Source organism: Lederbergia citri (assembly GCF_018343625.1).
Lineage (GTDB): Bacteria > Bacillota > Bacilli > Bacillales > Bacillaceae_C > Lederbergia > Lederbergia citri.
Window position 1 is genome coordinate 539,369 of sequence record NZ_JAGYPG010000002.1, and the last position, 16,376, is coordinate 555,744.

Annotated in this window: 17 protein-coding genes and 1 riboswitch; of the genes, 6 read left to right on the forward strand and 11 right to left on the reverse strand. The window is 37.5% G+C overall.

Annotation, left to right across the window (positions count from 1 at the left end; translation table 11 throughout):
- The first annotated feature begins 100 nt into the window (after positions 1–100).
- Positions 101–190, forward strand: a riboswitch (cyclic di-GMP riboswitch).
- Between the two features lie 65 nt (positions 191–255).
- The 3 genes from KHA97_RS11305 (at position 256) to KHA97_RS11315 (ending at position 2,941) form a co-directional block, all read left to right on the forward strand.
- Positions 256–702 (forward strand): PAS domain S-box protein, encoded by a 447-nt coding sequence (locus KHA97_RS11305; RefSeq protein ID WP_213124847.1) that lies wholly within the window; start codon positions 256–258, stop codon positions 700–702.
- Positions 600–2,447 carry an EAL domain-containing protein gene (locus KHA97_RS24435; RefSeq protein WP_325167469.1) on the forward strand — a complete coding sequence of 616 codons (1,848 nt, stop codon included), beginning with the start codon at positions 600–602 and terminating at the stop codon, positions 2,445–2,447. Before KHA97_RS11305 ends, KHA97_RS24435 begins: the two co-directional genes overlap by 103 nt.
- Positions 2,448–2,563: 116 nt before the next feature.
- Positions 2,564–2,941: a PilZ domain-containing protein gene (locus KHA97_RS11315; protein WP_213124849.1), complete on the forward strand. Its 378-nt coding sequence runs from the start codon at positions 2,564–2,566 to the stop codon at positions 2,939–2,941.
- Positions 2,942–3,078: 137 nt separating this feature from the next.
- Here the strand turns inward: KHA97_RS11315 and KHA97_RS11320 are convergent, their stop codons facing one another.
- Positions 3,079–3,576, reverse strand: a complete 498-nt coding sequence (locus KHA97_RS11320; RefSeq protein ID WP_213124850.1) for a hypothetical protein — start codon at positions 3,574–3,576, stop codon at positions 3,079–3,081.
- Positions 3,577–3,761: 185 nt separating this feature from the next.
- Here KHA97_RS11320 and KHA97_RS11325 point away from each other — a divergent pair, with 185 nt between their 5' ends.
- Positions 3,762–3,956 (forward strand): H-type small acid-soluble spore protein, encoded by a 195-nt coding sequence (locus tag KHA97_RS11325; protein ID WP_407658016.1) that lies wholly within the window; start codon positions 3,762–3,764, stop codon positions 3,954–3,956.
- 97 nt (positions 3,957–4,053) lie between these two features.
- Here KHA97_RS11325 and KHA97_RS11330 read toward each other — a convergent pair whose 3' ends face one another.
- The 3 genes from KHA97_RS11330 to KHA97_RS11340 form a co-directional block, all read right to left on the reverse strand.
- On the reverse strand, positions 4,054–5,100 hold the full coding sequence (locus KHA97_RS11330; RefSeq protein WP_213124852.1) for an ABC transporter permease: 1,047 nt from the start codon (positions 5,098–5,100) through the stop codon (positions 4,054–4,056).
- Between the two features lie 16 nt (positions 5,101–5,116).
- Positions 5,117–6,610: a sugar ABC transporter ATP-binding protein gene (locus KHA97_RS11335; RefSeq protein WP_213124853.1), complete on the reverse strand. Its 1,494-nt coding sequence runs from the start codon at positions 6,608–6,610 to the stop codon at positions 5,117–5,119.
- Between the two features lie 80 nt (positions 6,611–6,690).
- Positions 6,691–7,698, reverse strand: a complete 1,008-nt coding sequence (locus tag KHA97_RS11340) for an ABC transporter substrate-binding protein (RefSeq protein WP_213124854.1) — start codon at positions 7,696–7,698, stop codon at positions 6,691–6,693.
- 566 nt (positions 7,699–8,264) lie between these two features.
- Here KHA97_RS11340 and KHA97_RS11345 point away from each other — a divergent pair.
- Positions 8,265–8,642, forward strand: a complete 378-nt coding sequence (locus tag KHA97_RS11345; protein WP_213124855.1) for a hypothetical protein — start codon at positions 8,265–8,267, stop codon at positions 8,640–8,642.
- Positions 8,639–9,136: a hypothetical protein gene (locus KHA97_RS11350; RefSeq protein ID WP_213124856.1), complete on the forward strand. Its 498-nt coding sequence runs from the start codon at positions 8,639–8,641 to the stop codon at positions 9,134–9,136. The genes KHA97_RS11345 and KHA97_RS11350 overlap by 4 nt, the downstream gene beginning before the upstream one ends.
- 132 nt (positions 9,137–9,268) lie before the next feature.
- On the opposite strand, the gene KHA97_RS11355 is transcribed toward KHA97_RS11350, so the two are convergent.
- The 7 genes from KHA97_RS11355 to KHA97_RS11385 form a co-directional block, all read right to left on the reverse strand.
- On the reverse strand, positions 9,269–10,201 hold the full coding sequence (locus KHA97_RS11355) for a nucleoside hydrolase (RefSeq protein ID WP_213124857.1): 933 nt from the start codon (positions 10,199–10,201) through the stop codon (positions 9,269–9,271).
- A gap of 186 nt (positions 10,202–10,387) precedes the next feature.
- Positions 10,388–11,773, reverse strand: coding sequence for a family 4 glycosyl hydrolase (locus tag KHA97_RS11360; protein WP_213124858.1), 1,386 nt, complete (start codon positions 11,771–11,773; stop codon positions 10,388–10,390).
- A 1-nt stretch (position 11,774) separates the two neighbouring features.
- Positions 11,775–12,497, reverse strand: a complete 723-nt coding sequence (locus KHA97_RS11365) for a 6-phosphogluconolactonase (RefSeq protein ID WP_213124859.1) — start codon at positions 12,495–12,497, stop codon at positions 11,775–11,777.
- 213 nt (positions 12,498–12,710) lie between these two features.
- Complete coding sequence (locus KHA97_RS11370) at positions 12,711–13,853, reverse strand: N-acetylglucosamine-6-phosphate deacetylase (protein WP_213124860.1); 1,143 nt, start codon at positions 13,851–13,853, stop codon at positions 12,711–12,713.
- The gene (locus KHA97_RS11375; RefSeq protein WP_213124861.1) at positions 13,850–14,608 is read right to left on the reverse strand and encodes a glucosamine-6-phosphate deaminase; all 759 of its coding nucleotides are present in this window, start codon (positions 14,606–14,608) and stop codon (positions 13,850–13,852) included. The genes KHA97_RS11370 and KHA97_RS11375 overlap by 4 nt, the downstream gene beginning before the upstream one ends.
- Positions 14,605–15,453: a sugar phosphate isomerase/epimerase family protein gene (locus KHA97_RS11380; RefSeq protein ID WP_233713449.1), complete on the reverse strand. Its 849-nt coding sequence runs from the start codon at positions 15,451–15,453 to the stop codon at positions 14,605–14,607. The genes KHA97_RS11375 and KHA97_RS11380 overlap by 4 nt, the downstream gene beginning before the upstream one ends.
- Positions 15,454–15,468: 15 nt before the next feature.
- Positions 15,469–16,368: a Gfo/Idh/MocA family protein gene (locus KHA97_RS11385; protein WP_407658017.1), complete on the reverse strand. Its 900-nt coding sequence runs from the start codon at positions 16,366–16,368 to the stop codon at positions 15,469–15,471.
- Positions 16,369–16,376 lie beyond the last annotated feature (8 nt).

Sequence of the window (16,376 nt, forward strand, 5' to 3'; positions counted from 1 at the left end):
ATGATTACAATTAAGAGAAACATGTGATAATATGTCTTTAATAATAAATTTTCTCAATTTAGTTGTAATAACACTGTCTACCTATCAACATGTCAACTAATATATGAAAAGGCAAAATCATTGAAAGATGATGACGCAAAGCTAAAGGGGCTAAGGTGTACACTCTACACGATGCCAGCCAGTTACCGAAACGTAGGATTTCCAACTCTTTTTCGGTAACGAAAAAGAGTTTTTTAATGAAATAAGGTGATATTGTTGAAAAACCAAGATAAAGTTGATGATAAGATTAAACAAGATTTGTTTGATGCCATTGAAAAGTTAGAAACACTACTTGAAGCATTTCCCGATTTAATTATTTTTAAAGATGGGCGGGATCGCTGGATTAATGCAAATCAATATGCAATCACCCTCTTTGGTTTAAAAGAAACTGATTATATAGGAAAATTTTCTGCTGAACTCGTTTTAGTGAAACCATTTTTTAATGAGTTCTTTTTATCCCGTTATGAAGAGGACCAGAGAATATGGGAATCACGAAAATTGAATAGAACGGAAGTAAGTTTTTCAAGTCAAAATGGACAGTATGTAACCTTTGATATTATATCAAAACCTATTTATCATCAGGATGGCAGCAGAAAAGCCCTTGTAATCATTGGCAGAGATATTACAGAGAAAAAAGAGCTGAAAAAAACAACTATTACTTAGCCTTTTTCGACCAATTAACCAAACTCCCTAATAGATTCAAGTTCGAAGAAGCGTTGGAAAATAATGTCGTTATTTCTAATACTCTACAACAAAGATTTGTCGTTATGTACTTAGGTTTGGATCGTTTTAAAAATATTAATGATACTCTAGGTCCAGCGATTGGTGATCAGTTGCTTATTCAAATATCTAAGCGGTTGCAAAATTGCCTACAAGAAGAGTGCTTTTTAGCACGGATAGGCGGAGATGAATTTTCAATTCTGATCCCAAATACTAGACTAGAAAATACATTTAATATAGCCCATGAAATTATTGATTCTATAGGTAAACCTTTTTTCATCAATGAGTATGAACTATTTATTACTGCTAGCATCGGACTTTGCAGCTATCCTAATGATGGCGAAGATACTCAATCACTAATGAAAAATGCAGATATTGCGTTAAATCTCGCCAAAGAGGAAGGTAAAAATCAATATAAAGCTTTTAGCTCTATAAAAGATATCAAAACGTTTAAAGCTTTTTCCATTGAAAACAGCCTGCATAAGGCGATGGAGAAGGATGAATTTGAATTATATTATCAACCTAAAATCGATATACAATCAAATCGAATCATAGGTGCTGAAGCTCTTATACGCTGGAATCATCCTGAATGGGATCTTATATCGCCAAAAGAATTTATTTCTTTAGCAGAAGACACAGGTTTAATTATTCCGATTGGTACGTGGGTAAAGGAAACGGCCTGTAAGCAGAATAAAGAATGGCAAGATGAAGGATTAGCAATCGTCCCTGTCGCGGTCAATATTTCTGCCAAAAGATTTATGCAAAAAGAGTTTGTACAAAGTATCGAAAAAATATTGAGAGAGGTTGATTTAGACCCGCAATATTTAGAAATCGAAATTACAGAAAATTCATTGATGGAAAATGAAGAACTGGCGATTGAAGTGATTCATCAATTAAATAAACTCAGATTAAAAGTTTCTCTCGATGACTTCGGTACAGGATACTCAGCACTTTCATACTTAAAACAGTTCAAAGTAGATACGATAAAAATTGATCGAAGCTTCATTAAAGAAATTGGTACGAACCCGCAAGACGAACTAATCGTAAAAGGAATAATAAATTTAATCCAAAGTCTTGAAATCAATGTAATTGCTGAAGGAGTAGAAACAGAAGAGCAGCTAAAATTTTTGGAAGAACATCATTGCAATCAAGTACAAGGATATCTATATAGCAAACCAGTAAAAGCAGACGTATTTAAAGAACTGCTCAAAAAAGGAAAAATAGAAATCCATGCAGACAAAGGAAAAGCCAATCAAAATGTTGAGAATAGACGAAAGTATTTCCGTTTATCATTGCCTCACCCACTTTCAGCAGACTTGACTATTACCAAATTTATGGGTAAAGACATCTCATTAGGCAAAACCGAAGTTCTAATTCATGATCTTAGTGTAGGCGGTTTGGGCTTTTTCTCTGACATAAAAATGGCTGTACGTTCCGATATGATTTTAAACATAGAAACCGAAATACTAGGGAAAATCATTGAATTTGTAGGAAAAATTGTTTGGATGAAAGAATTAAATGATGATGTGTATCAATACTGGATGGAATTTATAATAGAGGAACATGAACGAGATGAAATTGCCAAGGTAATCAATACTCTAACGGTTAAAATTCGCAAAAACCCGATATTACCAGATTGCCGATTCATTACCACAGATATCAATACTTTCTTTAAGAATCATAAGTAGAATTTAAAAGGTATTCGATTCTCGGAGTTATTATCTTCAAATCTATATTATACTAACTAAAACGAATGGTCGAAACAAATTGTTCTGGCCCAATAACCATTTTGGAGGTAACTTTTATGCTAAGCAACCGCCACGAAGCGTTTCGCTATAATTTTTCACCACCTCTCAATTGTCAATTTAATATCGCTCTGGAAGGTGAACCCGAAAAAGCAAGCCACTTCGGTGATGCAGAAATCCATAATATTAGTCCACATGGGCTAATGTTCTCAACAAAACTTAATATACCGCAAAATCGGGATATGATAAGAGTGAGCATACAATTTACTTTAGAGGAAATAGAATTTCTAGTGTCAGGTCATTTTCGGTGGAAAGAAACGCATACAGGAGAATTTATGTATGGTGTTCAATTAGAAAATAATGAAGAAGTAGAACAACAGATTATTAATCAACTAAAAAAAGTATCGAGGAAGAAACATAACATGCCTTTGAATTAGAGCATAATGAGCAGAAATTATAGGAGGGACTTTTCCTAAAGACCCCTCCCATTTACTGTTTTTTCTTCTTTTTTCATTGTTTTTTAAATCCTCTGTTATATCAACATTCGAGATATTACAAGGGCTTGATTAAAATCTTAATATGCATACATTTGATACGTAAAAATCACAACGACAATGGCAATAACAGCAATAATTAAAACATACAACAAATTGGCACGCGCAAAGTTTTTCTTAAGATTGTCTGCACCAAAAGCCCAAACAAGAAGCATGATGATATTCACTAGCGGAATGGCAAGTAGTATTAATATTCCAAACCATTCTAGCACTGATAAGTCTTTCAACTTCCCTTTAGAAACAACTGTATTTTCCGATTCTAGGCTGTCCGCTCCTATTTCGCGCGGTTTTAATAATAACAAGCATATTACTATTAGAGCAATCCCAAAGTGAATCCCCCAGCCAACTTGCCCAGATATGACTCCCAACAAATATGTAAAAACAGATTGATAAAAAGAGTCGAGATAATATTTACTCATACTGATAGTCGATATAATCGAACTGACTAAAATGATGACTCCAATGATGGCAATGATAATTGCGAAAACTTTTGTCTTGTTGCTTCTAGGTTGTACCACAAAATTTCCTCTCCATTTTCTATTAAGTAATATAACTACTGTATTTTACCAGTGAAAACACTTTCTTATAAAGAGGAATTATTTTCCACTACTTCCGTTATTGCTGTCAATAGGATCCACATGTAACAAATAAGTATGAATAAATAGGACTTAATAACAAAAAATAGATGGAAAATACGATAGGAGTGAAAGATTTGGACGCAAATCGAATAAAACAGATTTTATCATCATCCGCTGAAGTTGACGTAAATTATCAAGGTGTTCCGATATGGATTGATAGCTTGAATGAGGACGGGAAAACAGCGATTGTTCAAAGTCTTGATAATCGAAAAAAAGGAGAGAAAACCACCGTTGAAATAAGGGAACTAGAAGAGGAATAATTTTCGCCATTCTTTTTAATGGGTTACGAACTAAACATCTAGATTTTCCATTATAAATAAATTGAGTGGGTACCAGGCACCCACTCAATACAGTCAATCAAGACGTCTTCTCTTTCCTCTGCAACAACACTGCTCCAATTACAATCAACCCTTTGAACGCTTCACGCAAAAACGGAGGCACTCCAAACAAATTCAAAAGATTGTTCATAACCGCAATAATTAACATTCCATACACAGTTCCAAGGATGAATCCTCTTCCTCCCATCATGCTCGTACCACCGACAACAGCAGCTGCAATGGCGTCCATTTCCATTCCGCGTCCCGCGTTGGAGAAGTCCATAGAGCCGATTCGGGAAACTTGAATGATCGCTGCAATCGAAACGAGAACACCCATCAACGCATACACACGCAATTTAACCTTATTTACGTTCACACCGGAAAGTTTCGCGGCTCTTTCATTCGATCCTACTGCTATAATGTGCCGTCCAAAGGTAGTGCGTTTGGATACATAGTACAAAATATAAGCAATGATTGCCCAATAAATAATTGGCATGATCATAAAGTTTCCTATTTTAAAACTAGCAATCTGTAAAAATTCCATTGGCACTTTTGGATTGTACCCTTGCATAAAGTGCTGCGTCACACTTCGGAAAATCATCATCGCGCCCAAAGTTGCAATGAATGGAGGTACATTCCCTTTCGTAATCGTTACGCCAATCAGCGATCCTAGCAAATAGCCTAAAAGGACAACCAATACAATTGTCACAACAAATGCTGGAAATCCGGTCATTCCTAACATGCCTAAAATCCCTTTTGTTCCTGTGTCAAGAAGGATCATGGCGAATGCACCTGTTGCAACCAATGTAGAACCAACGGCTAAATCGATGCCTCCCGTCATAATCACCAAGGTCATCCCTAGTGCAATAATTCCGACTCCCGCATTATTTCTTAAAATATTGATCCAGTTATTGATCCAGGACTGAAACCATTCGCCGAACGAATTGTAATCAAATCCTAAAACCAATGTTTGTAAAATAATCATGATAATAAGAGCAATGGCCGTACTGAACAGTGGTTCGCTCGTCCATTTATGCTTAAACCAAACAAAAAAGTTTCTATTATTTTTTACACTGGCATTTTCCATTATCGGCTTTCCTTTCTTATGTATAAGTCAGTTGTCCACCCGTCGCAAGACTCATAATATTTTGCTCGTTCATTTCCTCTCCAGCTACTTCTCCTTGAATGACTCCATGGTACATAACGAGCGCGCGATCACAAACGCGTATGATTTCAGTCGCTTCGCTGGACAAGACAATAATTGCAATATCGCTATCGGCAAGCTGCAAAATGATATCATAAATATCTTCTTTTGCACCTACATCCACACCCTGAGTGGGGTTATCTAAAATAAGCAGTTTCGGATCAGATGCTAGCCATTTAGCCAACACGACCTTTTGTTGGTTTCCGCCTGACAAACTCGTAATGCTGTCCGTCAGCTTGCCCATTTTTAACCTCAAAGCTTTTTTCTGTTTTTCAAACATTTCCTCATGCTTCTTCGCATTAATGATTCCGCGTTTGGAAAACTTAGGCCATGTCACGATTGACGCATTTTCAATAATATCCATATCTTTAATAATCGCATTTTCTTTCCGATTACGAGGTAAATACGCAATTCCTGCTTCAATTGCTTGTGTCGTACTTTTCAATGATACTTCTTTTCCATTTAAAAATATTTTTCCAGAATCTATTTTATCCGCTCCAAAAATTGCTTGAAAAAGTTCACTGCGCCCATCTCCGAGAAGTCCGGTAACTCCAACAATTTCGCCAGCTTTTATTGAAAAATCAATATCTCTAAATGAATAATTAGAAGTAAGACCCTGGACTCGCAAAATCTCCGCTCCTATTTTTTTCTCTCTTAATAACGGCTCAGTTCGTACATCAAATCCAACCATGAATCGCGCCAGATCATTTGTCGTAACGGTTTCTACATCCCCTTCTGCCACAAGGTTGCCATCCCGAAGTACAACATATCGATTGCAAATCTCCATCACTTCATTCAGTTTATGAGAGATAAAAATAATCCCGACATTGTGGTCCTTCAACGTTTTCATCATCATAAAAACGCGCTCAATTTCTTGGTCTGTCAATGAAGTCGTAGGCTCATCCATAATAATGATCGAAGCTTTCGTCATCATCGCCCGGCAGATTTCCACGATTTGTTTATACGATGCATCAAGATCGCCAACCATCATACCTGGATCAAGGTTCACATTCATTTGCTGAAACATTTTTTCTGTTTCCTCATACATCTTTTCGAGGTCAAGGCTGCCTCTTTTCGTTTTTAATTCCCTGCCTAGAAACATATTTTCATAAATCGGCAAGTCATTAATCAAATTCAGTTCCTGATGAATGAAGGCAATCCCCGCTTCCTGAGACTCTGACGGCGTATTAAATTCAACTTGTTTTCCATCTACTGAAATCTGTCCGGAATCCGCAGGCAAAACTCCGCCTAAAATATTCATGAGCGTCGATTTTCCAGCACCATTCTCACCAAGCAATGCACAAATTTCGCCGCCTTTAAGTGTAAGAGACACATTTTTAAGCACATCATTACTTCCAAACGACTTTCTGATGTTTTTCATCTCAATGATCATACAATCACTTCCAAGTTTTTATAAAAAGGGAGACCATAGCTAAGCCATAATCTCCCTTCCGTTTCATAATTTTCTATGACTTAATATGGTGAATTATCGTCAAGGAAATCTTTGTAATTATCGCGGTCAACAATCGTTGTCGGAATAACCTTAACCTCTTCAACGCTTTCACCATTTAAAAGTTTAAGCGCAACATCCACGGCATCTTTAACCATTGCTGGGCTGTATAAAGCAGACTCAATCCAAATATTCTCGTTTTCTGGCATCATTTTAAAATATTCCTGCATTCCGCCTCCGCCAGTTACAACTTTAATATCCGTTCTTCCAGCTTCGTCAATAGCCTGCAAGACACCGATAGAAGTTTCATCATCCATAGAATAAACAGCGTCAATCTTAGGAGTGCTAGTTAAAATATCTGCAAAATCCTTCAATCCGTCTTCACGTGTAAACTTTGTAGCATACGTCTCGATTTTCATATCTGGTGCAATTTCTTTCATCGTATCAACGAAACCTTTTTTCCTTAACTCAGATACAGAACCTGAAGTTGGAACTTCAAGCATGACAACATTGCCTTCTTTTCCAATTTTATCAACGATGTATTTTGCTCCTTGAATCCCCATATCTTCGTTATCTCCGGATACGCGATAGACACCTTTAGCATCAATAACGATATCAAAGTTTACAACTTTAATGCCTGCATCAAGTGCCTTTTGGATAGGAACTTCCATTCCTTCCCATTGTGGGAATGCCACAATCGCTTCTGCTCCCCATGTCATCAAGTCATCTAATTGTGATGTCATTTCTTCCGCGTTTGAACTTGTTTGAATTTGATAATCAATGTCATTGGAAAGCTCCTTCGCACGAGCTTCCGCATTGTACGCAACCGCTGCAACCCAACCATGCGTAACAGCTGGTGCTAAAATACCAATCTTGTGTTTTTTAGTACCTGAGTCAGAACCACTGGAATCTGTACCGGAATCATTTCCAGGTGATGATGTTCCTGAATCTGTTGACGTTCCACCACATGCAGTAAGAAGTGGAACCATAATCAATAATAGTAAAGCGATTACATTTAAAACTTTTCTCATTAAAGATCCTCCCCTTTTTATCAATCTGTAAATCTATTATAAAATATAATTGAAACCGCTTTTAAATGAGTAAAATATCCTACATGAAATATGTATGACTAAGATAATTATAAGGTAAATGGATATAAGTGTAAATTATAATTAACAGATAAAAAAATGCCAAGGAAAAGGATTTAAGTAAATTCACCAATTCCCGGTAGATTTACATCAATTTATTTGAAAGTTTTCACAATCCGAACTATAAATTCACCAATCCCTTCAAAAATTTCATCATATGCGGAGTATGTTCACCAATTATACAGTAATTTTCACCAATCCCTATCATGCACCACTTACTGTTCCAATAAATTTACATAATCAGCTGGGCGATCCGCATTCATAACGAATTGAAGTTCGTATTGGCCAATTCATAAATATTATTATTTTCGTCTGTATTACCAATCTCCACGCCTTTTTTTGTCATAAACACATGACAATTGTTACATTTTCTTGTTTTAACCCGAATTCTTGTACTTTTTATGTATAATAAGAAGGTAAAATTTTTGGTTAAGGGAGGATACATAACAATGGAATGGGTATTAGCCATTTTATTTGGTGCAGCAGTTTTGCTGCTCATTTTGTCGTTTTTACAATCGATGAAAACATCATCAAAGTTGGAACAACAAATGGATCAGCTTTCATATTCTTTATTGGATGATATACATCAGCTAGAACAGAAAATTAGGAATCTTGAGATAGATGCGGAAATCACTGCACAAGAAGCAGGTATATTACCGGCCACTTCAGAGCAGCGCCTCTTGTTACGCGACATGCTTGACTTACATAAGCGTGGATACTCATTTGATAGCATTGCAACGAAAAAACAGTTGAACAAGAATGAAGTAGACAGTATGCTTGCCCCCTACATAAAGGCAAAGGATGAAAGGAGCAAAGTTGCCCAATGACATATAAATCAATGCGCAGCTTTGCCGGCGGACTAATTGTAGCGGCAAGTATGTGTGGCGCGGTATACTATTTTGGTCCTAACGAAGCAGATAACGCACAAGCCGTGGAAAAACCATCGATAGATGAGATGAAAAGTATGCTAGTTTCTGAAGGCTATGTCATCCATTCAGAAGAAGAGTGGCATGAGCAGGAAGCTGCCGTTAAAGCAGCTAAAGATAGCGCACAAGAAAAAGAAAAGCCAGAAGAAAAGGTAGAAGAAAAAGCGGGAGAAGTAAAAGAAAAGATTATATACCGCACAATGGTAACCGTAACTCCAGGCATGACCAGTATTGATGTTGGTAAAGCTCTCGAGCGAGCAAAGATTATTGATAGCGGAATGAAGTTTTTTAATGAAGTTGAAAAGCAGGGTTTGTCGAAAGATTTACGTCCTGGTACATTTGAAGTAGAAAGCGGAATGACGATGAAAGAAATTATATCGATCATCTTTAAATAGTCTTATCTCAAACGACCAAAAGCCACGAGAAATGGCTTTTAGTCGTTTTTTAATATTTTGATTGTCCTCACAAAGGAGCCAGCGCGCCCAAACGATTCTGGAATTACACTATTTTCAAATGATAAATGATGATTACCTTTTCTTTCCTTTACCTAACTTTAAAAACATATCTTTAAAAATATCATCCCGATGAACATAATAAGCATATCTAATAAAATGCCTTGAATCATTAAAGCTCCAAGTGACTTGATCCGTTAAGATAGGGCTATGTACCAGTTGCGTAGGAACAGACTTGTCGATTATAAGATAGGCAATGGCCGAAATATCCCAAATCACTTTAGAATAAGCGAAATGATCGTCATGATATTCTTCGAATCTTTTAGCTAAGAAATCTCCAATTTCCCCTTGTCCAGCAACAAAATTCTTAATCTCTGAAAGGGTCGTGTGTAGATGGGACGTTACCCCCATAACAGGAATAAGCACTAGTGGAAGCCCGCAATCAAGAACTAATTGTGCTGATAAAACATCTTGCTGTAAATTGAATTCCTTTGTATCCTCCCAATGCAAAGCATGGCCACCTAGCCATACAACAACAATTCTCTCAATGATTTTTGGCTCAATTAAAATGGCTGATGCAATATTTGTGAGCGCACCTATTGCAACCACATATAAAGGATCATCCTCCGAAGACTTCATAGCTCTTTCAACTAAATCCAATGCAGCTTCACTATGATACGGACTGCTAACGTTATCTAAAAATCCTGTTGAACCCTTATAAACAAAGTTCTCCGATGAGATATTTAACCTTCTCAATATCCTCAATATTTCATCATAACTTTTTTCCATTCCATCTTCGGGACCTTCAGATTTATCATTATAAAAAGGCGCTGCATAAATCGCTTCAACACTCAATCTTTCTGGTGACTGAAGTGCATAAACAATCGCGAATTGATCATCAACTTCATTAAATGTATCCGTATCAAGTACCATACGTACTATTGTAGATGAAGATGGTGGAGTTAGTTTTCTAATAATCGTTTCTGGATTCATAATTGGAAAATTCATGTTCTCGTTCCTCCCTAAGTCAACTATAAAACGTTCTAGAAACTCTCGAAAAGGAAATATTAATCTTACAAATGCATTAGCCCCAAAAGATGATATTCTCTATTAAGTTCATCTCTCGAACCTTTCTCTAATATCTTGTTCGCCTCCTTTGAATGCCATGCACCGAAACAATTTATAGCTATGAAACTACTTCCACTCCAATTTCGGCAAAATATCCTTCTGAAGTTCGCACATTTCATCAATCATGGCACATGCTTGATAATAGCTAGGTGCTTGTGGATCGAGTAAGATTGCTTGCAATAGTTTTGTTTTCGATTGTTCTACAAATGCCTCAAGTAAGAGTTTATGGATTGTTCCTTGAATATGAATCGTTCCAATAATGGCGGTTGGCAATTCAACGGTCATTGGTATTAGCTTAATTCCCTGTCCGTTTACAATCGCTTGCGTTTCCACAACCATGTCATCAGGAAGCCCTTTAATAGCACCATTATTTTGCATATTGACTGAGTTTAGTTGAATTTCATCATCGAAAAAGATCGACTCAATAATCGGAATCGCATATTCATTACTTTTTTGAACCTTATCTTTATCAAATTTAAACGTCTCTTCAATCCATTCTTCTTGGGTCATATCATCTGGGAACAGCTCTTTATCCAATGTATGGCCACTCGCGGAATAGATAAAATCCGGTACTCTCGAGTCTTTTTCCCATAACTTTTCTCTTATTGGGTCATAGCGATACTGCAACGACAACCCTGCGTAAAAATCATCAGCGTATGAGACGTATTCCCCAATATGGTTTGTCCCTGGATAAGGATAGTAACCATAAGTTCGATACATAGTTCTGGAAAGTCCGATATGATCAAATTGCGCTAAGCGATCTGCCTTCTTTTCTTTTTCATTAAATAACGGATATAAATCTTCCCCTGTTTTTTTGTTCCAAATCTTTGTGAAGAACCCAAAATGGTTCAACCCTCCACCTTCAAACCCAATATCCTCCCTATCCATTTCTAAAAACTGCGAAATTTGATCGATTCCCATATCCAATCCATGGCATAGACCTACCATTTTAATGGACGTTAATTTTGAAATGGCTTCAACTAGCTTTGCCTCGGGATTCGTAAAATTAATAATCCAAGCTTCTGGACAAACCTTTTCCATCGTTCTAGCAATTTTTAGCATAGGACCAAGATTTCTCAATGTGTGGAACATAGATCCTGGACCGCCATTTTCTCCATAAATCTGTTTGCTTCCATACCTGCGAGGAATATGAAAATCTTGAGACCAGTAAAAATATCTGTTTACCTCAATGGCTACTATGACAAAATCAGCTCCTGTGAGAGCTTCTTCTAAATTTGTTGTTTGAGTAATTTTTGCTGGATGTGAAAAAGCAGAAAACATTTCAGTCGCATATGTATACGTTCGATTTAAATTCTCTTCAACTATATCCATCAAAGCGATTTCAAGATCCACTTGATATTTCAAGCGTTCTGATAAGACTATATCTTGTAGGGCTCCTAGAGCAAAAGATAAACTCCCAGCTCCAACTAACGTTACTTTCAATTTTTTCATACTAAATATTCTCCCTTTTTATATACTTGGCTGCATCTGAATCTATGTAGAAATCAATATGGTGATACCCGAGCAACTCTTGTGCAGGCAACTTAGCCCCTTGATTCATGAATATTTCTTTTACAATGACAGCCTTATGCTCACCTGTGATTGCCACGACTACTCGTTTACTACTGATAATTTGCTGTAATCCAAGTGTGATGCCTTCTTCTAAATGCGTCGGTTGATTAAAGTATTTTTGAGCTACTGTCTTCGTTGTTTCCGATAATGTTACAATCGAACTATGATTTAACATAGGACACCCCGGTTCGTTTAACCCTATATGGCCATTCATTCCGACACCCATTAAACTAAACGAAATTGGGTTCTCATTCATAAAATCATCAATTCTTATACATTCTTCTTGCAAGTCTTGCGAGTTTCCATTAAAAAAATGAATTTGTTCTTCATCTAACTGTAAAAGTGAAAATAAATCCTTGTTCAACATTTGAAAGCAGCTTCCTTCAGAATCTCGACTGATTCCTACCCATTCATCTAAACTGACGATTTTTATTTTCTTCTTTTTTTCTTTACCGACGATTTTGGCAAACTGTTGATAACTTTTTTGGGGTGTGCTTCCTGAAGCCAAACAAAAAACAGGATTTACTTCATTCATTAAACAAACGTTCATTTCTTCAGCAATTTTATTTGCAACCGCCTCTGCATTTTCAAATATTTTAATCATCATTTCTACTCCCTGAACTAATTTTTAGATCTCTTGTTGTAACCATAGGAATTCATAGTTAATTACCAATAATATCGAAAAAAAGACGGATTCATCGTGAATCCATGCTTCCTTCACGATGAATCCGGTAGTTCTTGATTTCTTTGTAACCCTTGCATTCATTCCGACGGAAATGGATTGCGTTAAACAATTTGTTTTCTATACCTATACGTTTTAACCAGCCGAATATACTTGCTTTCCCGCTTTATAAGTTTGCACAATATCCACTTGATTTCCATTCCATTGAATAACAACCAAGTCAGCTGGAGCATTATTGCAAAGCCCTTCTTTTGTAGCTAGTCCCATAAAATTCGATGGCCGAATCGATGCCATTTCCCAAGCTTCATATAAAGTAGCGAGACCACTTTTATAAAGATGAACAATTCCATCCTTTAACATTTGTGCGGAGCCTGCCAACAAATTTGGATTGTCTTTTATATGAAGCTTGCCTTCAGGCGTTAAAACAACTTCCCCACCTATATGGGTTTTATATTCACCGGGTGCTAGTCCACTTAAATATACAGCATCACTAACAAGCATGGAACGATGCCCTTTTACTTTGATTGCAACTTTCAAAAATGACTCTGGCAAGTGAAAACCATCTGCAATAAGACATGTCCACAACTCATCCTGTGCCAATTGCTCCCAAAGATAATTGGGATGGCGGGGCAACATTAGGTGTGCACCATTTCCGAGGTGGGTTGACATCATAGCTCCAGCTTCCACGGCTTCCTTTATTTGCTCTGTAGTGGCAGCGGTATGTCCTATTGAAACAACAACATCGGATTCCACACACTTCTCAATAAATTCAATCGAGCCTGGCCATTCCGGGGATATTGTAATGATTTTAATTTTCCCATTTGCTGCTTCCTGCCATCTTTGAAAAAGCTCCCAATCCGGGGCTTTCACAAATTCTTTTCCATGTGCTCCCCTAGGCCCATCTTCAGGTGAAATAAATGGACCTTCAAGATGAATTCCCGGGATGCATGTATCCATAAAATGATCATTCTCACAAACCATAGCAATCGTTGCCATTGCTTCTTCAATTGCCTCATCGCTATTCGTAATCACTGTAGGGTAAAAGGAAGTCACTCCTTCTTTCCAAACTGCTTCTGTTATATGTCTAACAAGGTCTTTTGGAATTGGCAACGTATTAAAGTCATATCCTTTGTATCCGTTAATTTGTAAATCAACGAGCCCTGGTGCAATGTAAAAAGGTGAATTGTTTTTTTCACTAGTGATTTGCTTAATCCTTTCTCCTTCAATCGTGACGGAAATTGGTTCACCAGTAGCAAAGTGATTTCCTTTTATTTTCATATACCGTACGATTCCTTATCTAAAAAAAGGATACAATTCGGATGACGTCGCAAAATCGTAGCAGGATTTTCTGTAGATACCGGTCCCTCCAACAGTCCTCTCACTGCATGTCTTTTTGTTGGACCCGGAACCATACAAAATAAAAAGTTTCCAGACATTAAAGTTGGAATCGTTAAAGTAATTGCATGAGTAGGCACGTTTTCAATTGTAGGAAAACAACCATCGTTTACCTGTTGCTGTCTGCAAACCTCATCCAACTCCACGACTTTTATCATTTTAGGATCGTTGAAATCAGCAACAGGCGGATCATTAAAAGCGAGATGACCATTTTCTCCAATTCCTAAACAGATAATATCGATTTCATCTTCTTTAATTAGACTCTCATAGCGTAATAGCTCATCCTTCACATCTTGTGAGCTATCGATAAGATGAACTGCTCCTGGTTTCACATCTTCAAAAAGGTGAGTCTTTAAAAAGGTTCCAAAACTTTGTGGGGCACCAGCCTCTAGACCAATATATTCGTCCATATGGAATGCGACTATACGATTCCAATCAATATCCGAATCTTTCTTCAAATTTTCAAAGAATTCATTTTGGGAAGGAGCTGCCGCAAAAACCATTCGAACTGTATCCTTCTTTACCAAAAGTTCTTTTATCTTAGCCGAAACTTTAGTTGCTGCTGCTTTTCCTAATTCCGAGCGAGTCTCGTAAACCTGGACGACTAAGTTTTCCACCTGTTCCACCGCTATACTCATTTTTCAACCTCGACTCCCAATATTTTTTGCAAACCATCCAACGTCATTTGCGTGCCTTCTTTTGCTGTCCCACCTTCTGGAATATAATGCGTCTCTATCGTAAAAAGCCCCTCGTACCCATCGTTTCTTAGTGCTTGAAGCTGGTCCGCAAAAGGAACCGTTCCTTCCCCGATTGGCACACACTTACCAACGAAAGCATCCTTCAAATGGACATGACCAATCAGTCCTCTCACTTGATCATATCCTTTTGGAAACGCAGGAGATCCACCGTAGGCTTCATTTCCTGGGTCCCATAAAACCTTTAAGTTAGGAGACGCAACCTGACGAACAAAATTTGCAACTTCAACAGCGTAACCACCATTACATGAGTTTTCGTTCTCTAGTAACAATAACACTTTATTTTCTTCCGCCATCCTAGCTGCCCTTGTTAAATATTCAATAATCTCATCCTCATATGTTAAAGGGTTTTCCTCCCGCCAAAAAGAAAAAATTCTAATTTTATCAGCCTTTAATTTCTGGCAGATTTTGATGACTCTTTCTAATTTTGAAAAATGGTTTTCGACGCTATCTTCTTCCTGTCCAAACGTATCTCCAGAAGCAACAACTCTTGAAGGATCAAGGGCACACTTGAAAATAGGTGAAGCGATTGCCGAAACGAATAAACCTCTTTTTTCTACTTCATAAAGCAATTCATCTAACTCTTGATCCGAAAAATCAGCTATATTTCTCCCATTTACCATCCGAATCTCCACATGCTTCAAGCCGTTATTTTCCGCCCAGTCCAGCGCTTCTGTTATGTTTTGTGATACCTCGTCTGTCAACACTCCCAGTCGGTTAAAAATCAATTCATTCACTCCTGTCTATAGTTTTACGGTTTTTCCCGTTTCACGACTTTCATTTGCAGCTTCTATAAATCTAGTTATCTCCAATGTTTCTATGTAGTTGATTGGAGACTTTCCGGTTCTGAAAAATTGGATAATCTCTTCTAAAAGTGATGCATAAAAAGGTTTTTTATCAGCATCTACATCAACGAATTGCGTTCCTTTTTGACGATGAATCAATGCGCCAAATGAAGAATTACCAATCCGATTTCCCCGAATACTTCCAATCCGTCCATCCTTCCATTCTCCAACAATCAAATCATGATCATCGTTTTTCGTCACGGTTACTTTTTCACATCCCGGACCAAACGCACGGTAAAGCATTTCCACCGTATGAATGCCATACCAAAACAGACCGTGAGTTGCCTCCATTGCAAGCGGTCCATAGCAATCAACTCCATAAATGTTTCCACCTTCATCTTCTTCAAGCGCTGCCGTTAATCCTTCAGAATATCGAAGCGAAGAACAACTCATGACAGGAGTCCCGAATTGCTCTGCCAATTGAAAAATTTCCTTCGCATCTCGTGATGAAGTAGCAAAAGGTTTATCAATAAATGTTGGTTTCCCAAACGGTGCGATTTTACGAAATTGTTCAAGATGTACACGACCATCTACAGACTCTAGCAAAATCGCATCACACTCATTTGCAACCTCTTCAGGAGTCTGAACGATTTTAATACCAAAATTATCACGCATCTCCGCAGTAAACCCTTCCACACGAGTGTGACTAAATTCCATATCGTCAGATCCGCCCGGGAACGCGACGACCACTTCTCCTCCTGGAACATGATGATCATGTTTCGAATCATTCAGCAGTTTTGTAAAGGCGATAACGTGTGACGTATCCAGCCCAATCATTCCAATTTTAATGTTGCCCACGAGAATCA

Excerpts from the sequence above, each read along its gene's own strand:
- KHA97_RS11315 (WP_213124849.1), top strand. The coding sequence starts at position 2,564 with ATGCTAAGCAACCGCCACGAAGCGTTTCGCTATAATTTTTCACCACCT.
- KHA97_RS11330 (WP_213124852.1), bottom strand. The coding sequence starts at position 5,100 with ATGGAAAATGCCAGTGTAAAAAATAATAGAAACTTTTTTGTTTGGTTT.
- KHA97_RS11335 (WP_213124853.1), bottom strand. The coding sequence starts at position 6,610 with ATGATCATTGAGATGAAAAACATCAGAAAGTCGTTTGGAAGTAATGAT.
- KHA97_RS11340 (WP_213124854.1), bottom strand. The coding sequence starts at position 7,698 with ATGAGAAAAGTTTTAAATGTAATCGCTTTACTATTATTGATTATGGTT.
- KHA97_RS11345 (WP_213124855.1), top strand. The coding sequence starts at position 8,265 with ATGGAATGGGTATTAGCCATTTTATTTGGTGCAGCAGTTTTGCTGCTC.
- KHA97_RS11350 (WP_213124856.1), top strand. The coding sequence starts at position 8,639 with ATGACATATAAATCAATGCGCAGCTTTGCCGGCGGACTAATTGTAGCG.
- KHA97_RS11355 (WP_213124857.1), bottom strand. The coding sequence starts at position 10,201 with ATGAATTTTCCAATTATGAATCCAGAAACGATTATTAGAAAACTAACT.
- KHA97_RS11360 (WP_213124858.1), bottom strand. The coding sequence starts at position 11,773 with ATGAAAAAATTGAAAGTAACGTTAGTTGGAGCTGGGAGTTTATCTTTT.
- KHA97_RS11365 (WP_213124859.1), bottom strand. The coding sequence starts at position 12,497 with ATGATTAAAATATTTGAAAATGCAGAGGCGGTTGCAAATAAAATTGCT.
- KHA97_RS11370 (WP_213124860.1), bottom strand. The coding sequence starts at position 13,853 with ATGAAAATAAAAGGAAATCACTTTGCTACTGGTGAACCAATTTCCGTC.
- KHA97_RS11375 (WP_213124861.1), bottom strand. The coding sequence starts at position 14,608 with ATGAGTATAGCGGTGGAACAGGTGGAAAACTTAGTCGTCCAGGTTTAC.